The 17966-nt window shown below is 68.0% G+C and carries 16 protein-coding genes; 15 read left to right on the forward strand and 1 reads right to left on the reverse strand.

Translation table 11 applies throughout. The features are described 5' to 3' along the window. Window positions 1-59 precede the first annotated feature (59 nt). The 9 genes from wrbA (at window position 60) to ACSQ25_RS13385 (ending at window position 11749) form a co-directional block, all read left to right on the forward strand. Complete coding sequence (gene wrbA / locus ACSQ25_RS13345) at window positions 60-668, forward strand: NAD(P)H:quinone oxidoreductase (RefSeq protein ID WP_436106166.1); 609 nt, start codon at window positions 60-62, stop codon at window positions 666-668. After that, window positions 665-1066: a DUF2069 domain-containing protein gene (locus ACSQ25_RS13350; RefSeq protein WP_436106167.1), complete on the forward strand. Its 402-nt coding sequence runs from the start codon at window positions 665-667 to the stop codon at window positions 1064-1066. The genes wrbA and ACSQ25_RS13350 overlap by 4 nt, the downstream gene beginning before the upstream one ends. Next, the gene (locus ACSQ25_RS13355) at window positions 1059-2483 is read left to right on the forward strand and encodes an FAD-binding oxidoreductase (RefSeq protein ID WP_436106168.1); all 1425 of its coding nucleotides are present in this window, start codon (window positions 1059-1061) and stop codon (window positions 2481-2483) included. Before ACSQ25_RS13350 ends, ACSQ25_RS13355 begins: the two co-directional genes overlap by 8 nt. Window positions 2484-2497: 14 nt before the next feature. After that, on the forward strand, window positions 2498-2926 hold the full coding sequence (locus tag ACSQ25_RS13360) for a DUF4124 domain-containing protein (RefSeq protein WP_436106169.1): 429 nt from the start codon (window positions 2498-2500) through the stop codon (window positions 2924-2926). After that, entirely contained in the window at window positions 2914-5475 is a 2562-nt protein-coding gene (locus ACSQ25_RS13365; RefSeq protein ID WP_436106170.1) for an FtsX-like permease family protein, read from the forward strand. The genes ACSQ25_RS13360 and ACSQ25_RS13365 overlap by 13 nt, the downstream gene beginning before the upstream one ends. Continuing rightward, window positions 5476-6546, forward strand: coding sequence for a lipocalin-like domain-containing protein (locus ACSQ25_RS13370; RefSeq protein WP_436106171.1), 1071 nt, complete (start codon window positions 5476-5478; stop codon window positions 6544-6546). It begins immediately after the preceding gene. A gap of 32 nt (window positions 6547-6578) precedes the next feature. Further along, window positions 6579-8432 carry an ABC transporter transmembrane domain-containing protein gene (locus tag ACSQ25_RS13375; protein ID WP_436106172.1) on the forward strand — a complete coding sequence of 618 codons (1854 nt, stop codon included), beginning with the start codon at window positions 6579-6581 and terminating at the stop codon, window positions 8430-8432. Window positions 8433-8585: 153 nt separating this feature from the next. Beyond that, a complete protein-coding gene (locus ACSQ25_RS13380) occupies window positions 8586-10610 on the forward strand; it encodes a methyl-accepting chemotaxis protein (RefSeq protein ID WP_436106173.1) in 2025 nt (674 codons plus the stop codon). 56 nt (window positions 10611-10666) lie between these two features. Further along, window positions 10667-11749: a threonine aldolase family protein gene (locus ACSQ25_RS13385; protein ID WP_436106174.1), complete on the forward strand. Its 1083-nt coding sequence runs from the start codon at window positions 10667-10669 to the stop codon at window positions 11747-11749. Here the strand turns inward: ACSQ25_RS13385 and ACSQ25_RS13390 are convergent. Next, window positions 11746-12087, reverse strand: a complete 342-nt coding sequence (locus ACSQ25_RS13390) for a hypothetical protein (RefSeq protein ID WP_436106175.1) — start codon at window positions 12085-12087, stop codon at window positions 11746-11748. The two genes, ACSQ25_RS13385 and ACSQ25_RS13390, sit on opposite strands and share 4 nt — an antisense overlap. A gap of 104 nt (window positions 12088-12191) precedes the next feature. Here ACSQ25_RS13390 and ACSQ25_RS13395 point away from each other — a divergent pair, with 104 nt between their 5' ends. The 6 genes from ACSQ25_RS13395 (at window position 12192) to ACSQ25_RS13420 (ending at window position 17918) form a co-directional block, all read left to right on the forward strand. Then, a complete protein-coding gene (locus ACSQ25_RS13395) occupies window positions 12192-12851 on the forward strand; it encodes a glutathione S-transferase family protein (protein ID WP_436106176.1) in 660 nt (219 codons plus the stop codon). 99 nt (window positions 12852-12950) lie between these two features. Then, complete coding sequence (locus tag ACSQ25_RS13400) at window positions 12951-13397, forward strand: SRPBCC family protein (RefSeq protein WP_436106177.1); 447 nt, start codon at window positions 12951-12953, stop codon at window positions 13395-13397. Between the two features lie 65 nt (window positions 13398-13462). Continuing rightward, window positions 13463-14257 carry a thymidylate synthase gene (thyA, locus tag ACSQ25_RS13405; protein ID WP_436106178.1) on the forward strand — a complete coding sequence of 265 codons (795 nt, stop codon included), beginning with the start codon at window positions 13463-13465 and terminating at the stop codon, window positions 14255-14257. A gap of 82 nt (window positions 14258-14339) precedes the next feature. Continuing rightward, window positions 14340-14849, forward strand: coding sequence for a dihydrofolate reductase (locus ACSQ25_RS13410; protein ID WP_436106179.1), 510 nt, complete (start codon window positions 14340-14342; stop codon window positions 14847-14849). Window positions 14850-14853: 4 nt separating this feature from the next. Beyond that, window positions 14854-15492 (forward strand): DUF4337 family protein, encoded by a 639-nt coding sequence (locus ACSQ25_RS13415; protein WP_436106180.1) that lies wholly within the window; start codon window positions 14854-14856, stop codon window positions 15490-15492. Window positions 15493-15659: 167 nt separating this feature from the next. Then, a complete protein-coding gene (locus ACSQ25_RS13420; protein ID WP_436106181.1) occupies window positions 15660-17918 on the forward strand; it encodes an Orn/Lys/Arg decarboxylase N-terminal domain-containing protein in 2259 nt (752 codons plus the stop codon). The last annotated feature ends 48 nt before the right edge of the window (window positions 17919-17966 follow it).

The raw sequence follows: 17966 nt of genomic DNA on the forward strand, positions 1-17966 counted from the left end.
GTTCGATTCGCCCTTTCAAAAGGCATGTCTTTTCGGCAAAGCGCCCTATAATACCAACGATGAAGCCGACCCTGACTCTTCTTGTGTTGTACTACTCGCGCCACGGCGCCACCCGCAAACTGGCCGAACTGGTCGCCCAGGGCATCGAGAGCGTGCCCGGGGCCGAGGCGCGCCTGCGCACCGTGCCCGCCGTCTCCACCGTGGCCGAGGCCACCGCGCCCGACATCCCCCTCGAGGGCGCACCCTACGTCGAACTGGACGACCTGCGCGAATGCGCCGGCCTGGCGCTCGGCTCGCCGACCCGCTTCGGCAACATGGCCTCGAGCGTGAAGTACTTCCTCGACGGTACCGCCGCCGAGTGGATCAACGGCACCCTGACCGGCAAGCCGGCGGTCGTGTTCACCTCCACCGGCAGCCTGCACGGCGGACAGGAATCGACGCTATTGTCGATGATGATCCCCTTATTACACCATGGCATGCTGGTGATGGGCCTGCCCTACGCACATCCTGAACTCATGAATACCGCCAGCGGCGGCAGCCCCTACGGCGCCTCGCACTGGGCCGGCGCCGACGGCAAGCGCGCCCTGACCGAGGACGAGCGCGTGCTCGCCATCGCCCTGGGCAAACGTCTGGCCCTTGCTGCGGTCAAACTGCAAGGAATGGAATGATGGATACCGCAAAAGTCTTTCACGCCGGCGCGATTGCAAGCCTGATCTGGCTGATCGGCTGGCTCGTGGCCTGGGAAGTATTCGTCGCGCCCCTGCACCCGGGCGGCTCCCTGCTCGCGCTCAAGGCCCTGCCCCTGCTGCTGCCGCTGCGCGGCGTGATCAAGCGCGACCTGTACACCCTGCAGTGGTCGTCGATGGTCATCCTCGTGTATTTCGCCGAGGGCGTGGTGCGCGCCTGGGCCGATACCACGCAAGCCTCGCGCGGCATGGCGATCGGCGAGATCGTGCTGGTGCTCGTGTACTACGCCTGCGCGCTGCTGTTCCTGCATCCGTACAAGAAGGAAGCCAAGCGCCTGGCCAAGGAACTGCTCGACAAGGTCAAAGTGCCGCATGACTGAGCCGCTGCCGGCCGGAGATTTTCTGTCCGGCCTCGAGGCCATCGTCGGCGCGCAGCACCTGCTCACCGACACCGCGGCGATGGCACCCTTTCTCACCGACTGGCGCGGCCGCTTCACCGGCAGTGCGCGCGCGGTCGTGCTGCCCCTGGACACCGGTGAAGTGGCAAGGGTGGTGGCCGCCTGCGCGGCGGCGCGCGTGCCCATCGTGCCCCAGGGCGGGCGTACCGGCCTGGTGCTCGGCAGCGTGCCCGACGCCAGCGGCGCGGCCATCGTCCTGTCGCTGCGGCGCCTGAACCGCATCCGCCAGATCGATGCCGCCAACCGCACCATGACGGTCGAGGCCGGCTGCATCCTGGCGGACATCCAGGGGGCTGCGCACCAGGCCGGCATGCTCTTCCCCCTGTCGCTGGCGGCCGAAGGCAGTTGCACCATCGGCGGCAACCTGTCGACCAATGCCGGCGGCACGGCGGTTTTGCGTTACGGGAATACCCGCGAGCTCTGCCTCGGCCTGGAAGTCGTCACCGCCACCGGCCAGGTGTGGGATGGCTTGCGCGGGCTGCGCAAGGACAATACCGGCTATGCGCTGCGCGAACTCTTCATCGGGGCCGAAGGCACGCTCGGTGTCATCACGGCCGCCGTGCTGAAGCTCTATCCGCAGCCGAAGGCCGCGTTGACGGCACTGGTCGCGCTGGAGTCGCCGCGCAGCGCCCTCGCCTTGCTGGGGCTGATGCAGGAACGCTGCGGCGCCGCACTGACCGGCTACGAGCTGATGTCGGACTTCTGCCTGCGCCTGGTCGCCAGCCAGTTTCCGGCGCTGCCCAGGCCCTTTGCCGCGCATTACCCGCAGTATGCGCTGGTCGAATTGTCGAGCAACGAGTCCGAAGACCATGCGGCCGACCTCGTCGAATCGGCCGTCGGTGCCGCGCTGGACAGCGGCATCGCGCTCGACGCCGTGCTGGCGACCTCAAGCAGCCAGGCGCTCGGCCTGTGGAAGCTGCGCGAGCATATCCCGCTGGCGCAGGCGGCGGCCGGCAAGAACATCAAGCACGACATCTCGTTGCCCGTCTCCAGCATTCCGGAATTTATCGAGCGCACCGACGCGCTGCTGCAGGCCGCCTTCCCGGGCTGCCAGGTCGTATGCTTTGGGCACTTGGGCGACGGCAACCTGCACTACAACGTCGCGCCGCCGCCAGCTGTCGGGCACGAGGATTTCCTGGCCCACCAGGATGTCGTCAACCGCATCGTCCACGACAGCGTCGCCGCCTTCCGCGGCTCGATCTCGGCCGAGCACGGCGTGGGCGCCCTCAAGCGCGACGAACTGCCGCGCTACAAGGGGGCGGTCGAAGTGGACATGATGCGTGCCGTCAAAGCCGCACTGGACCCGCTCGGCATTATGAACCCTGGCAAAATTCTATGACCGGGGACATGCACATGCGTAAGCAAGTATCGATGGCGATCGTCTGCCTGGCCTCAAGCGCTGCGGCCGCAAGCACCATCTATAAATGCAAGGAAGGTGCCAGGATCAGCTACAACGACCGGCCCTGCGGCCATGCCGCAGTGGCCCTGCACGTGCAGGCCGCACCGGCGCCCGCTCCTGAATCCCTGCAGCGGATCGCCCGCGAGCGCGCCATGCTCCAGGAAATCGAGGCCGCACGCGCCATGCGCGAGCAAGGGGCCGCACGTGAGGGCGCACGCGCGCAGCGAGCGGCCGCCGCCCTCAAGCGCCGCTGCGACAAACTGCGCCTGCAGCGCAAGTGGGCGGAAGAAGACATGGCGCGCGCCAGCCGCGAGGAGGCCGAACGCGCGCGCCTCAAGGCGCGGCGCCAGGCCGAGGCACTGGCGGTGGAATGCCCGGCCTGAGCGCAACCTCCGGCACACTCACGCGCTGGCTGCTGTTCGGCGAATGGCGCGCCCATCCCGTGCGGGCGCTGCTGGCCGTCGCCGCCATCGCGGTCGGCGTCGCGATGGGCTTCGCCATCCACCTGATCAACGCTGCCGCCTTCAATGAATTCTCGGCGGCCGTCAAGAGCCTGTCGGGCCAGGCCGACGTCCAGGTCGCCGGCCGCGAACCCCTGTTCGACGAAGCCGTGTACGCGCGCCTGGCCGCGCACCCGCAGGTGACCGTGGCCGCGCCGGTGCTCGAACTCTCCGCCGGCCTCAAGGACCGGCAGGGTGCGCTGCGCATCGTCGGCATCGACGCCTTCCGCGCCGGCTACATCTCGCCCGACCTTACCGGCGCGCCGCAGGAAGGCCGGATGCTGGACGTGCTGGCCGACGACGCGATCTTCCTGTCGCCGGCGGCCCAGAGCTGGCTTGGCACGCGGGCCGGCGAGCGCATCGTGCTGCGCGCGGGCACGGGTGAGGTCAGCCTGCGCGTGGCCGGCCCGGTCCAGCGCGCCCGCGCCGGCCAGCGCATCGCCGTCATGGACATCGGCGCCATGCAATGGCGCTTCGAGAAACTCGGCCGGCTCTCGCGGGTCGACCTCAAGCTGCGCGACGGCGTCGACCGCGCCGCCTTCGAACGCAGCCTGAAGGCCGAACTGGAGGCCGCCTACCCGGGGCGCTTCGCGGTGCGCCAGCCGAATGACGGCGACCAGGAACAACGCAACGCCAACCTGAGCCGCGCCTACCGCGTCAACCTGACCGTGCTGGCGCTGGTGGCCCTGTTCACGGGCGCCTTCCTGGTGTTTTCCACCCAGGCACTGTCGGTGATGCGCCGGCGCAGCCAGTTCGCGCTGCTGCGCGTGCTGGGGCTGGAGCGCGGGCAACTGCTGCGCCAGGTGCTGCTCGAGGGCGCCAGCCTCGGCATCGCCGGCGCCCTGCTCGGCATCCTGGGCGGCTATGGCCTCGCGGCGCTGGCCCTGCATTTCTTCGGCGGCGACCTGGGCGCGGGCTACTTCCCCGGGATCCGGCCCCAAGTCCAGTTCACGCCGGTCGCAGCGGGCGTGTTCTTTCTGCTCGGCCTGGGCGTGGCCTTGCTCGGCTGCCTGGCCCCGGCCCTCGAGGCGGCGCGGGCGCGCCCGGCGGTGGCGATCAAGTCCGGCGCCGACGAGGCAGCCCTGGCGCGCCTGGCCCGGGTCTGGCCGTCGGTCCTGTGCCTGCTGCTTGCGGCCGTACTGGCCTTCGCGCCGCCGGTGTTCGAGCTGCCCCTGTTCGGCTACGTCTCGATCGCGCTGCTGCTGATCGGCGGCATCGGCCTGATGCCGCGCCTGGCGGCCGACGCCTTCCGGCACCTGGAAGCCATGCTGCTGCGCAGCCGCCGCGCGCCGCCTGTCCTCTCGCTGGCCCTGGCGCGCCTGGCGAATGCCCCCGGCCAGGCCTCGATTGCGCTCGGCGGCGTCCTCGCCAGCTTCAGCCTGATGGTCGCGATGGGCATCATGGTGGCCAGCTTCCGCGTCTCGGTGGACGACTGGATGGCCCACATCCTGCCGGCCGACCTGTACGTGCGCGCCGCCAGCGGCGGCAATACCGGTTTCCTCAGTCCCCAGCAGCAGGCCGCCCTGGCCGCCACGCCGGGGGTGGCCCAGGCCCACTTCCTGCGCACCCGCCCGGTGTCGCTGGCGCCTGAACGTCCCAACGTGGTGGTCATCGCACGCGACATCGACGTGCGCGATCCCGGCCGCCTGCTGTTCCTGGTCGGCGACAGCGCGCCGGTACCAAAGGGCGCGCGCCCGGCCTGGGTGTCGGAAGCCCTGCTCGACCTGTACGGCGCGCGCGTCGGCCAGACCTTGATGCTGCCGCTGGGCGGCGGCCAGGCGGCCTTCTTCGTGGCCGGGGTCTGGCGCGACTACGCCAACCAGGCCGGCTCGGTCGTGATCCGCCTGTCGGACTACCGCGCCCTGACCGGCGAGGCCGAGGTCACCGATGCCGCCCTGTTCGCGGCGCGCGGCAGCAGCGTCGAAGGATTGGAAGCGGCGGTGCGCGCCCTGCCCTTCGGCAAAGCCCTGCAGACCATGTCGGCCGGCGAGATCCGCAGCATGAGCCTTAAAATCTTCGACCGCAGCTTCGCCGTCACCTACCTGCTGGAAGCGATCGCCATCGCGATCGGCCTGTCCGGCGTGGCCGCCAGCTTCTCGGCCCAGACCCTGGCGCGCTCCAAGGAGTTCGGCATGCTGCGCCACGTCGGGGTCACGCGCGCCCAGGTGCTGGGCATCCTCGCCTTCGAAGGCGGCTTCCTCACCCTGCTGGGCGTGGCCTGCGGATTCGCGCTGGGGCTGGTCATCAGCCTGATCCTGGTTTATGTTGTGAATCCCCAGTCCTTTCACTGGACGATGCAGCTGCACCTGCCGTGGACCTTATTGGGGAGCGTCGCCGCCGTGCTGGTGGGAGCGTCCGTGGCGACGGCGCTGGTGTCGGGACGCTATGCGCTGTCGGGCGGTCCGGTACGCGCGGTCAGGGAGGATTGGTAGATGCGCGCTGCGCTGTTCGGTTTTCTGATGTTGGTCTGCCAGTGGGTCTGGGCCGAGCCGCCGCAGTTTGCGCCGGTCACGCCCGGCACCGCGCTGTCCTTCCCGCGCGATTACGGCGCCCACCCCGAGTTCCGCACCGAGTGGTGGTACGTCACCGGCTGGGTCGAAACGCCGGACCGCAAGCCGCTCGGTTTCCAGGTCACCTTCTTCCGCAGCCGCACCGAGCACGATCCGAAGAACCCGAGCGCCTTCGCGCCGCGCCAGCTGGTGATCGGCCACGCCGCCCTGTCCGACCCGGCCCTGGGACGGCTGGTGCACGACCAGCGCAGCGCGCGCGAAGGCTTCGGCCTGGCCTGGGCGCGCACCGGCAACACCGACCTGAAGCTCGACGACTGGCGCATGGTGCGCGAAGCCTCGGGCAGCTACCGCGTGAGCATCCGCGCCAGCGAACTGACGCTGGAACTGCGCCTGCAGCCGACCCAGCCAGTGCTGGTGCAGGGCGAAGGCGGCTATTCGCGCAAGGGCGCCAGCCCCCAGCACGCCAGCCATTACTACAGCGAGCCGCAGCTCAAGGTGAGCGGCAAGGTGGGCCGCGCCGGCAGCCTCCCGACCGAGGTCACGGGCAGCGCCTGGCTCGACCACGAATGGTCGAGCGAAGCCCTGCAGCCCGAGGCCACCGGCTGGGACTGGATCGGCGTGAACCTCGACGACGGCGGCGCGCTGATGGCTTTCCAGATCCGCAGCAGGCAAGGTGGTAAACTATGGGCGCACGCCACCGTGCGCGATCGCGCGGGCCGGGTCACCCGCTATACGCCGGAGCAGGTCAGTTTCACGCCCAGCGCGCGCTGGAAGTCGCCGCGCACCGGCGCCGAATACCCGGTGGCCGCGCTGGTCACGACGGGTCCGCTGCGCTGGCAGCTCGATCCCCTGCAGCCCGACCAGGAACTCGACTCGCGCCGCTCGACCGGCGCGGTGTACTGGGAAGGCGCGGTGACGGCCAGCCGCGACGGCAAGCGGCTGGGCCGCGGCTACCTGGAAATGACGGGCTATGTGCGCCCGATGAAGCTTTGAACGAACAAGAAACAAGAACCCGCACCGAGACGATGACCTCCCGCTCCACCGGCACCACCGATTCCGCTGAATCCACTCCTTCCCGCAAAGGCAGCCTGGCCGCTTTCAAGGGCCTGCTGCCCTTCCTGCGCCCTTATCGCCGCCAGTTCGTGTTCGCCGGCATCGCGCTGCTGTTCGCGGCCGGCGCCACGCTGGCGATTCCGGCCGCGTTCAAGCAGATGATCGACCACGGCTTCGGCGCCAGCGCCAGCACAGGCGCAGTTGCAGGCGGCGAGAGCATCGAACACGTGAACGCCACCTTCCTGGCCCTGTTCGGCGTGGCCGCGGTACTGGCCGTGGCGACCGCCGCGCGCTTCTTCACCGTGTCCTGGCTGGGCGAGCGCGTGGTGGCCGACGTCCGCGCCGCCGTCTACCGCCACGTGGTGCACCAGAGCCCCGAGTTCTTCGAGACCAGCCGCACCGGCGAGGTGCTGTCGCGCCTGACCACCGATACCACGCTGATCCAGACCGTGGTCGGCACCAGCATCTCGCTGGCGCTGCGCAATACCCTGCTGTTCGTGGGCGGCCTGGTGATGCTGTTCGTGACCAGTCCGAAGCTCACGGCCATCATCCTGGGCCTGCTGGTACTGGTGGTGCTGCCGATCGTGCTGTTCGGCCGCCGCGTGCGCCAGCTCTCGCGCGACTCGCAGGACCGCATCGCCGACGCGTCGGCGCTGGCCGGCGAGATCCTGAATGCCATGCCCACGGTGCAGTCCTTCACCCACGAAGAGATCGAGGCCCTGCGCTTCCAGAAGTCGGTGGACGGCGCCTTCCAGACCGCGATCCGGCGCATCCGCGCGCGCGCGACGCTCACCATGCTGGCCATCGTGCTGGTGTTCGGCGCCATCGTGTTCGTGCTCTGGCTCGGCGCGCACGCCGTCCTTGCCGGCAGCATGACCGGCGGCGACCTCGGCCAGTTCATCCTGTATGCCGCGATCGTGGCCGGCTCGGTCGGCGCCCTGTCGGAAGTGATGGGCGAAGCCCAGCGCGCCGCCGGCGCCACCGAGCGCCTGCTGGAACTGCTGGCGGCGCGCTCGGACATCCAGGATCCGGCGCATCCGCAGGCCCTGCCGCCGCGGCTGGCCAACGGCGCCCGCGTCAGCCTCGACGACGTCAGCTTCAGCTACCCGTCGCGCCTCGACACGGCGGCGCTGTCGCACCTGAAGCTCGACATCGCGGCCGGCGAAACGGTCGCCCTGGTCGGCCCTTCGGGCGCCGGCAAGACCACCCTGTTCCAGCTGTTGCTGCGCTTCTACGATCCGCAGGCGGGCGCGATCCGCCTGGACGGCATCGACATCCGCGACCTGGCCCTGCATACCTTGCGCGGCGCGATCGGCATCGTCCCGCAGGACACCGTCATCTTCTCGAGCAGCGCCATGGAGAACATCCGCTACGGCCGCCCCGAGGCCAGCGACGAGGAAGTGATCGCGGCCGCCCGCATGGCCGCAGCCCACGAATTCATCGAGCGCCTGCCGCAGGGCTACGCTTCCTTCCTGGGCGAGCGCGGCGTGCGCCTGTCGGGCGGCCAGCGCCAGCGCATCGCGATCGCGCGTGCCCTGCTCAAGAACCCGCCGCTGCTGCTGCTCGACGAAGCCACCAGCGCCCTCGACGCCGAGTCGGAACGCCTGGTCCAGCGCGCCCTGGAAGCGGCGATGGTGGGGCGCACCACCATCATCATCGCGCACCGCCTGGCGACCGTGCAGCGGGCCGACCGCATCATCGTGCTGGACGAAGGCCGGGTGGTGGAATCGGGCACCCATGCCGCGCTCGTCGCCCATGGTGGCGTGTATGCGAACCTGGCGGCGCTGCAATTCCAGGCGCACGCGCCCATGCAACAGCCGGCCTGAACGCGGATCTTATGCCTTTGACATAGAAATTCTTGAAATTCAAGCACTTGTGTTGTTGCCACGCGCCGTTTTCTTGTCATTTTGGGAAAGCTTCGTTGCGATAGGGAAATACCCGACTGTATGATGGCCGTGTTTACCTTGCGGCCATCCTTCATGAACACCTCTAGCTACCACCCCGCCAACTGGAACGTCGGCACCCGCATCAGCGCGATCACCTTCGTCCTGATGGGCAGCGTCATCGCCGCCCTGCTCGCCGCCATCACCTTCAGCACCTCGGCGATGCTGGAAGAGCGCTCCCGCCAGAGCGTCTCCAGCGAACTGCGCAGCGTCGCCAACACGGTGGAGCTGTTCAACAAGAGCGTCAGCAGCTCGGCGAAGAGTTTCGGCCACATCTTCAGGAACTCGGTCCCCGGGACCCTCGAGCTCGACCCGGCCACCACCGTGGACATCAACGGCACCGCCACGCCCACGCTCAAGCTCGACGGCAAGCCGCTGAACCTCGACTTCAGCGCCCCCGACGCCTTCACCGCGCAGACTGCCGGCAATGCGACCATCTTCGCGGTCGACGGCGAGGACTTCGTGCGCGTGACCACCTCGGTCAAGAAGGAAAACGGCGAGCGCGCCATCGGCACCAAGCTCGACCGCAACAGCCCGGCCTACGCCGTGCTGCGCGACGGCCGCACCTACATCGGCCTGGTGACCCTGTTCGGCAAGCAGTACATCACCCAGTACGAACCGGCGCGCGACGCCGCCGGCAAGGTGGTGGCGGTGCTCTACGTGGGCGTCGACATCACCGACGACATGAAGCTGCTGAAGGACCGCATCCGTGCCATCAAGGTCGGCGAGACCGGCTACTTCTACGTGCTGAGCGCCGCGCCAGGCAAGACCTACGGCGACCTGATCGTCCATCCGGCCAAGGAAGGCAGCAACCTGCTCGCCAGCCGCGCCGCCGACGGCCGCCTCTTCATCAAGGAAATGCTCGAGAAGAAGAGCGGCGACATCGTCTACGACTGGCAGAATCCGGGCGAGCCGCAGGCGCGCGAAAAATTCGTGGCCTACACCCACATCAAGGACTGGAACTGGATCATCGCCGGCGGCACCTACCGCGACGAGATCACCGCCGCCGCCGACCAGCTGCGCAACCGCTTCATCGGTTTCGCCCTGGGCGCCCTGGCGCTGCTGGCGGTGCTGCTGTATATGCTGGTGCGCAGCAGCGTGTCGCGCCCGCTCGCCGAGGTCCGCGAGGTCGCCGCGCGCATCGCCGACGGCGACCTGTCGGCCCGCATCGCCAGCACCCGCCGCGACGAGATCGGCCTGCTCACCGGCGCCATCAACACCATCGGCGCCAAGCTGTCCGACGTGGTCGGCAAGGTGCGCGAAGGCGCCGAGCAGATCGCCCACGCTTCGCAGGAAATCTCGGCCGGCAACCTCGACCTGTGCCAGCGCACCGAAGAGCAGGCCACCAGCCTGGCCGGCACCGCGTCCTCGATGGACCAGCTGACCGCCACCGTGCGCCAGAATGCCGACAACGCGCGCCAGGCCAACCAGCTGGCGGAAAGCGCCTCCAGCGTCGCCCAGAAGGGCGGCAGCACGGTGGCCCAGGTGATCGAGCGCATGGATGCGATCAGCCAGTCCTCGCGCAAGATCTCGGACATCACCAGCGTCATCGACGGCATCGCCTTCCAGACCAACATCCTGGCGCTGAATGCCGCCGTCGAAGCGGCGCGCGCCGGCGAACAGGGACGCGGCTTCGCCGTGGTCGCCAGCGAGGTGCGCAACCTGGCGCAGCGCTCGGCCGCCGCGGCCAAGGAAATCAAGTCCCTGATCGACGCCTCGAACGGCGAAGTCGTGGCCGGCAGCAGGCTGGTGGCCGAAGCCGGCGTGACCATGGACGAGGTGCTGGCAAGCGTGGCGCGCGTCACCGACATCATGTCCGAGATCAGCGCTGCCAGCGTCGAGCAGACCGGCGGCATCGAGCACGTCAACCGCGCGGTCGGCGCCATGGACGAGACGACCCAGCAGAACGCCGCCCTGGTCGAAGAGGCCAGCGCCGCCGCCCAGGCGCTGCAGGACCAGGCCGCCGAACTGGCGCGCGCGGTGCGCCTGTTCCGCCTCGCCGACGACGGCGCCGCAAGCGTCGCCGCCGAACCGCGCCGCCTGGCGCTCGGCGCCCGCTGATCTTTTCCACGGCGCGCGGTTCGGTGTAGAGTGGCAGGCTTCTTCCGGAGCTAGCCTTGAACGACACCGAACTGCAGCGCCGCTGCCACACCATCTTCCCGGGCCACCGCGCCCGTCCGCCCGCCGAAGTCTTCGCCGCCATGGCGGCATGGAGCGCAGCCAAGGGCGTCGAGCACGACCTCTACGGCAGCGGCCAGCTGCTGCAGGATTTCGAAGCCAAAGTCGCGCGCCTGCTCGGCATGGAAGCGGCGGTGTTCTGCGTCAGCGGCACCATGGCCCAGGTCACGGCGCTGCGCCTGGCCTGCCAGGACCGCGGGCGCGACCTGGTCGCGCTGCATCCGACTTCCCACATCTTCGTGCACGAACGCTCGAACTACCAGCTGCTGGACCACTTCAAGGCCCTGCAGGCGGGCGACCGCCACCGTCCCTGGCTGGCCGCCGACCTGGCCGCGATTCCCGATCGTCTGGGCGCGGTCGGCATCGAGCTTCCGCTGCGCGAGATCGGCGGCCAGCTGCCGTCCTGGGACGCGCTGGAAGCAATCAAGGCCCACTGCCGGGCGCGCGGCGCCCACCTGCACATGGACGGCGCACGCCTGTGGGAAGCCGCCGCCGGCTACGGGCGGCCGCTGCCCGAGGTCGCGGCCGGCTTCGACTCCGTCTACGTCTCGCTGTACAAGGGCATCGGCGGCCTGGGAGGCGCGATGCTGGCCGGCACCCGCGAATTCGTCGAGCGCGCGGCCGAATGGTTCCGGCGCCAGGGCGGCAACCTGATCCATCGCTCGCCCTACGTGGTCGCCGCGGCGATGCAGTTCGACGAACGCCTGGCCGCGATGCCGGCTTACCTGGAGCGCACGCGTTTCCTGTACCGGGCGCTGGCGAACCATCCGCTGATCCGCGTGAACCCCGCGGCGCCGCAGGTGAACATGCTGCACCTGCATCTTCCGGTGAGTCCCGAGCGCGCGCTGGCGATCCGCAGCGAGCTGGCCGAGCAGCACGGCATCTGGATGTTCAACCGCATCGCCAGCGCCGCCCTGCCCGGCACCAGTTCCTTCGAGCTCTACGTGGGCGACAATCTCCTGAATACGCCGGACGACAAGGTCCATGCGGCGCTGGCCCTGTTTGCGCGGGCCCTCGCTTAGCCGCCGCCGATCGGCGGCAGGGCCGCGTACCAGTCGGCATACGGCGTGTTCTTCACCATGCGCCGGTTGAAATCCGGCGCGCCGTCAGTCCACCACACGGGTCCGCGCTCGCCCAGCGCATGCTTGGCCGCGTCGACCGCGGCACGGGCGCGGCGCTCGGCGTCGAGATCGCCTGCCCGTTTCGCCAGGCCTACCTGCCTGCGCGCGGCCATCAGCAGGTCGACCAGTTCCTGCCTCAGTTCCGGCGCCAGCGCCGGATTGCTGGTGCGCCAGAGGCGGCCGGCGACGACGAAGTAGCGGCCGTCCGGGGTGGTCGGGTAGCGGGTGGAATCTGGCATGCCCCTACTGTAGCGGAGCGCGGCGCCGGCGATCGCACGCCTGGCGCCCGAACTCTGCTAGAGTCATGCGCACGTCTTCGCTGTCCGCATGAAAGGTCCCCGCCATGCCGCTCATCCTGTACGGCCATCCGTTTTCCTCGTATACCCAGAAGGCCCTGATTGCGCTGTACGAAAACGCGACCGCCTTCGAATTCCGCTCGCTCGATCCGGAGACGCCCCAGCACGCGCCCGAATGGCTGCGGCGCTGGCCGCTGCGCAAGTTCCCGCTGCTGGTGGACGGCGAGCGCAACGTGGTCGAGACCAGCATCATCATCGAGTACCTGCAGCTGGCCCATCCGGGCCCGGTGCGGCTGCTTCCCGACGATCCGATGGCGGCGCTGGGGGTGCGCTTCCTCGACCGCTTCTTCGACCTGCACGTGATGGACCCGGTGCAGGCGGCGGTGGCGGGCGCGCTCACCAAGGACGCCGGCAGGCGCGAAGAGGCCGTGAAGCTGGCCGCGGAGCGCCTCGAGCGCGCCTATGCCTGGCTGGAAGGCGAACTGGCCGGCCGCCGCTGGGCCGCGGGCGAGGCCTTCTCGCTGGCCGACTGCGCCGCCGCGCCCGCGCTGTTCTATGCCGACTGGACCCATCCGATCGGGGCCGACTATCCCGTCGTCGGCGCCTACCGCGCCCGCCTGCTGGCCCGGCCCTCTTTTGCGCGCGCGGTGGACGAGGCGCGCCGCTTCCGTTCCTACTTCCCGCTGGGCGCGCCCGAAGGCGACTGAGGGCGGGAAAAAATCGCCGGGCGGTGTCGAATTCCGGCGCGCCCGTTCGTCGTCATGGCAGAGGGGCTTCCTCTGCCACGCCATCCAAGGGATCCGACCATGTCCGCCAATTCCGTTGAACTGCACCGCGTCTTCCGCTCCACCGCCGAGCGCGTGTTCCGCGCCTTCACCACCCCGGCCGCCTACGCCAAATGGCTGCCGCCGCACGGCTTCACCGCGACCGTCCACGAGATGGACAGCCGGGTCGGCGGCCGTTACCGGATGTCCTTCACCAATTTCACCACCGGCCACAGCCACTCCTTCGGCGGCGAATACCTGGAATTCGAGCCCGGCAAGCGCCTGCGCCACACCGCCACCTTCGAAGACCCGAAGCTGCCGGGCCAGATGCAGACCACCGTCACCTTGCGCGACATCGCCTGCGGGGTGGACGTCCACATCGTCCAGGAAGGCATCCCCGACATGATCCCGCTTGAATCCTGTTACCTGGGCTGGCAGGAGTCGCTCGAACTGCTCGCGAAGCTGGTCGAGGCCGAAGTGAAGGAGTGATCGCATTGACGTATTGGCACGCGGTCTCGGGTACAATGACGGGCTGTCTCCCATAGGCATTCCGTATGCGTCAATACCTAGAATTCATGCGCCATGTGAAAGAGCATGGCGCCGTCAAGACCGACCGCACCGGCACCGGCACGCTGTCGGTGTTCGGCTACCAGATGCGTTTCGACCTGGCCGCCGGCTTCCCGCTGCTGACCACCAAGAAGGTCCACCTCAAATCGATCATCCATGAGCTGATCTGGTTCCTGCAGGGCTCGACCAATATCGCCTACCTGAAGGAAAACGGGGTCAGCATCTGGGACGAGTGGGCCGACGAGAACGGCAACCTGGGCCCGATCTACGGCTACCAGTGGCGCAGCTGGCCGACGCCGGATGGCGGCCACATCGACCAGGTCTCGCAGGTGCTCGACCAGATCCGCAACACGCCCGATTCGCGCCGCATGATCGTCTCCGCCTGGAACGTGGCCGACGTGCCGAACATGAAGCTGCCGCCCTGCCACGCCTTCTTCCAGTTCTACGTGGCCGACGGCAAGCTGTCCTGCCAGCTCTACCAGCGCAGCGCCGACATCTTCCTGGGCGTGCCCTTCAATATCGCCTCGTATGCCATCCTGACCCACATGATGGCGCAGCAGGCCGGCCTGGAAGTGGGCGACTTCATCTGGACCGGCGGCGACTGCCACCTGTACAGCAACCACATGGAGCAGGTCGAGCTGCAGCTGTCGCGCACGCCCAAGGAACTGCCGCGCCTGGTCATCAAGCGCAAGCCGGAGTCGCTGTTCGACTACCGCTTCGAGGATTTCGAGATCACGGGCTACGACCCGGACCCAGCGATCAAGGCTCCCGTCGCCGTCTGAGCCCGGGTGTACATATTCCTTGACTTTCCGCTTACAAAGCGACAACATTTTGTACTTGCAATTACATCAGGACGGTAACAACATGGGTAGCCCGACCAATGCCGAGCCACGCCTCACCCTGGTGGTAGCGATCGACGCCCAGCGCGGCATCGGCATCGACAACCAGCTGCCCTGGCACCTGCCGGAAGACCTCGCCCATTTCAAGCGCGTCACCTTGGGCAAGCCGATCCTCATGGGCCGCAAGACCTTCGACTCGATCGGCCGCCCGCTGCCCAAGCGCCGCAACATCGTCATCACCCGCAACCCGGACTGGTCGCACGAAGGCGTGGACACGGCCGGCTCCCTCCGGGCCGCCATCGACCTGCTGAACGGCGAGCCGGCCAGCATCATCGGCGGCGCCCAGATCTTCCAGGAAGCGATCACGCTGGCCGACTGCATGATCGTCACCGAGATCGACCACGTGTTCCGCTGCGATACCTTCTTCCCGCCGATCGACCCGGCCCTGTGGCAGGAAACGGCGCGCGAAACCCATCATTCCAAGGCGAACGGCTATGACTTCGCCTACGTCACCTATACCCGCAGGGAGCGCTGAGCATATGACCGACCAGGCAATTCGCACCCCCGGGACCCGGGGCGGGGACGGCTTTGCCGGCAAGGTGGCGGTGCTGATCGCCATCCTGGCCACCCTCGGCACCATGTTCGGCTTCATCGGCAGCGCCTCGCACAATAATGCCGCCCTGTTCAAGAGCAACGCGGCGATCGACAAGACCAGCGCGGCGAATGCCTGGAGCCACTACCAGGCCAAGACCAACCGCCAGAACCTGGCCGAGGTCGCCGCCGCCCTGCCCGGTGTCGACCAGGCCCATTACCGCGAAGAGATGCGCCGCTACGGCGCCGAAAAGGAAACGATCCGCAAGGAAGCCGAGCGTTTCGAGACCGCGTCGAACGAATGGAACATCCTGTCCGAGAAGGAGCTGCACCGCCACCGCCAGTGGGCCGCCGCCGCGGTCGCGCAGCAGATCGCGATCTCGCTGGCAGCCATCACCCTGCTGGCGCGCCGCACCTGGCTGCTCACCCTCACCAGCGCCGTCGCCGCCTTCGGCATCACCCTGGCCTTCTTCGCCGCCATCCAGGCCGATCCGATGCCCTTCTCGGCCGGTCCGCTGGCGGCCGCGGTCGGCGCTGCCGCCCTCACGGAAGCCTTCCGGCGCCTCGGGCGCAGGCTCGCCAGCTAGAGTGCGACAAACATCACGCGCAGTGGTTACCCTTGCAATGTAAAAAAATTGCACCGGCGCGCTTAATTTCTGCGAAAATCCGTTTCCTCTTTTTTCCGGTGCCGTGGCCGGCGCACAAGCCCATCCGGGGCTGAGCGCTTCCGCGGCGCTTCGCTTTGGAGCTGTCCATGAAATTTCGTTTCCCCATCGTCATCATTGACGAGGACTTCCGTTCCGAGAACACCTCCGGTCTCGGCATTCGCGCGCTCGCGGCCGCGATGGAGCAGGAAGGCATGGAGGTGCTCGGCCTGACCAGCTACGGCGACCTGTCCCAGTTCGCCCAGCAGCAGTCGCGCGCATCCGCTTTCGTCCTCTCCATCGACGACGAGGAATTCGGCGGCGGCTCGGCCGAGGAAACCGATTTCGCCCTGACCCGCCTGCGCGCCTTCGTGCAGGAGATCCGCCACAAGAACGCGAACATCCCGATCTACATCTACGGCGAGACCCGCACCAGCCGCCACATCCCGAACGACATCCTGAAGGAGCTGCACGGCTTCATCCACATGTTCGAGGACACCCCGGAGTTCGTGGCGCGCCACATCATCCGCGAAGCGAAAGCCTACCTGGACAGCCTGGCGCCGCCCTTCTTCCGCGCGCTGGTCAACTACGCCTATGACGGTTCCTACTCGTGGCACTGCCCGGGACACTCGGGCGGCGTGGCCTTCCTGAAGTCGCCGGTCGGCCAGATGTTCCACCAGTTCTTCGGCGAGAACATGCTGCGCGCCGACGTCTGCAACGCGGTCGAGGAACTCGGCCAGCTGCTCGACCACACCGGTCCGGTCGCCAAGTCCGAACGCAATGCCGCGCGCATCTACAATGCCGACCACTGCTACTTCGTGACCAACGGCACCTCGACCTCGAACAAGATGGTCTGGCACTCGACGGTCGCGCCGGGCGACATCGTTGTCGTCGACCGCAACTGCCACAAGTCGATCCTGCACTCGATCATCATGTGCGGCGCGATCCCCGTGTTCCTGATGCCGACCCGGAACAACCTCGGCATCATCGGCCCGATCCCGCTGGAAGAGTTCACCCCCGAGTCGATCGCCAGGAAAATCGAAGCAAATCCGTTCGCGCGCGAGGCAGTCAACAAGAAGCCGCGCATCCTGACCATCACCCAGTCGACCTACGACGGCGTGGTGTACAACGTCGAGACCCTGCGCGAAATGCTGGACGGGAAGATCGACACCCTGCACTTCGACGAAGCCTGGCTGCCGCACGCCGCCTTCCACAGCTTCTACCAGAACATGCACGCGATCGGCGAGAACCGCCCGCGCGCCAAGCAGTCGATGATCTTCTCGACCCAGTCGACGCACAAGCTGCTTGCCGGCCTGTCGCAGGCCTCGCAGGTGCTGGTGCGCGAATCCGAGACCGTCAAGCTGGACCAGGACGCCTTCAACGAGGCCTACCTGATGCACACCTCGACCTCGCCGCAGTACTCGATCATCGCGTCCTGCGACGTCGCCGCCGCGATGATGGAAGCGCCGGGCGGCACCGCCCTGGTGGAAGAATCGATCCTGGAAGCGCTGGACTTCCGCCGCGCCATGAAGAAGGTCGACGCCGAATTCGGCGAAGACTGGTGGTTCAAGGTCTGGGGCCCGGATGTGCCGTCGGAAGAAGGCATCGGCGAGCAGAAGGACTGGATGATCCATGCCGAGGACGACTGGCACGGCTTCGGCAAGCTGGCGCCGGGCTTCAACATGCTGGACCCGATCAAGTCGACCATCGTGACCCCGGGCCTGTCGCTGGACGGCCAGTTCGGCGAGACCGGCATCCCGGCCTCGATCGTGACCAAGTACCTGGCCGAGCACGGCGTGATCATCGAGAAGTGCGGCCTGTACTCCTTCTTCATCATGTTCACGATCGGTATCACCAAGGGCCGCTGGAACACCCTGGTGACGGCGCTGCAGCAGTTCAAGGACGACTACGACCGCAACAAGCCGATGTGGCAGGTGATGCCGCAGTTCGCCTCGGCCAACCCGCGCTACGAGACCCGCGGCCTGCGCGACCTGTGCACCGAGATCCACCTGTTCTACAAGCAGTACGACGTGGCGCGCCTGACCACCGAGATGTATTTGTCGGACATGGTCCCGGCCATGAAGCCGTCGGACGCCTTCGCCAAGATGGCGCACCGCCAGATCGAGCGCGTCGCGATCGACGAACTCGAGGGCCGCATCACCGCGATCCTGCTGACGCCTTACCCGCCGGGCATCCCGCTCCTGATCCCGGGCGAGCGCTTCAACAAGACCATCGTCGACTACCTGCGCTTCGCGCGCGACTTCAACGAGCGCTTCCCGGGCTTCGAGACCGACGTGCACGGGCTGGTCAAGCGTGAGGTGGACGGCAAGCGCGGCTACTTCGTGGATTGCGTGATGCAGGACGCGTAAAGGCTTCAAGCCTGGTCCATCGGGGGGAACGATGCCACGCGCATTGTT

Origin of the sequence: Massilia sp. LjRoot122 (assembly GCF_964252725.1) — a bacterium.
GTDB lineage: Bacteria > Pseudomonadota > Gammaproteobacteria > Burkholderiales > Burkholderiaceae_D > Telluria.

Coding starts and splice junctions, on each gene's coding strand:
- wrbA (WP_436106166.1), top strand. CDS start 60: ATGAAGCCGACCCTGACTCTTCTTGTGTTGTACTACTCGCGCCACGGC.
- ACSQ25_RS13350 (WP_436106167.1), top strand. CDS start 665: ATGATGGATACCGCAAAAGTCTTTCACGCCGGCGCGATTGCAAGCCTG.
- ACSQ25_RS13355 (WP_436106168.1), top strand. CDS start 1,059: ATGACTGAGCCGCTGCCGGCCGGAGATTTTCTGTCCGGCCTCGAGGCC.
- ACSQ25_RS13360 (WP_436106169.1), top strand. CDS start 2,498: ATGCGTAAGCAAGTATCGATGGCGATCGTCTGCCTGGCCTCAAGCGCT.
- ACSQ25_RS13365 (WP_436106170.1), top strand. CDS start 2,914: ATGCCCGGCCTGAGCGCAACCTCCGGCACACTCACGCGCTGGCTGCTG.
- ACSQ25_RS13370 (WP_436106171.1), top strand. CDS start 5,476: ATGCGCGCTGCGCTGTTCGGTTTTCTGATGTTGGTCTGCCAGTGGGTC.
- ACSQ25_RS13375 (WP_436106172.1), top strand. CDS start 6,579: ATGACCTCCCGCTCCACCGGCACCACCGATTCCGCTGAATCCACTCCT.
- ACSQ25_RS13380 (WP_436106173.1), top strand. CDS start 8,586: ATGAACACCTCTAGCTACCACCCCGCCAACTGGAACGTCGGCACCCGC.
- ACSQ25_RS13390 (WP_436106175.1), bottom strand. CDS start 12,087: ATGCCAGATTCCACCCGCTACCCGACCACCCCGGACGGCCGCTACTTC.
- ACSQ25_RS13395 (WP_436106176.1), top strand. CDS start 12,192: ATGCCGCTCATCCTGTACGGCCATCCGTTTTCCTCGTATACCCAGAAG.
- ACSQ25_RS13400 (WP_436106177.1), top strand. CDS start 12,951: ATGTCCGCCAATTCCGTTGAACTGCACCGCGTCTTCCGCTCCACCGCC.
- thyA (WP_436106178.1), top strand. CDS start 13,463: ATGCGTCAATACCTAGAATTCATGCGCCATGTGAAAGAGCATGGCGCC.
- ACSQ25_RS13410 (WP_436106179.1), top strand. CDS start 14,340: ATGGGTAGCCCGACCAATGCCGAGCCACGCCTCACCCTGGTGGTAGCG.
- ACSQ25_RS13415 (WP_436106180.1), top strand. CDS start 14,854: ATGACCGACCAGGCAATTCGCACCCCCGGGACCCGGGGCGGGGACGGC.
- ACSQ25_RS13420 (WP_436106181.1), top strand. CDS start 15,660: ATGAAATTTCGTTTCCCCATCGTCATCATTGACGAGGACTTCCGTTCC.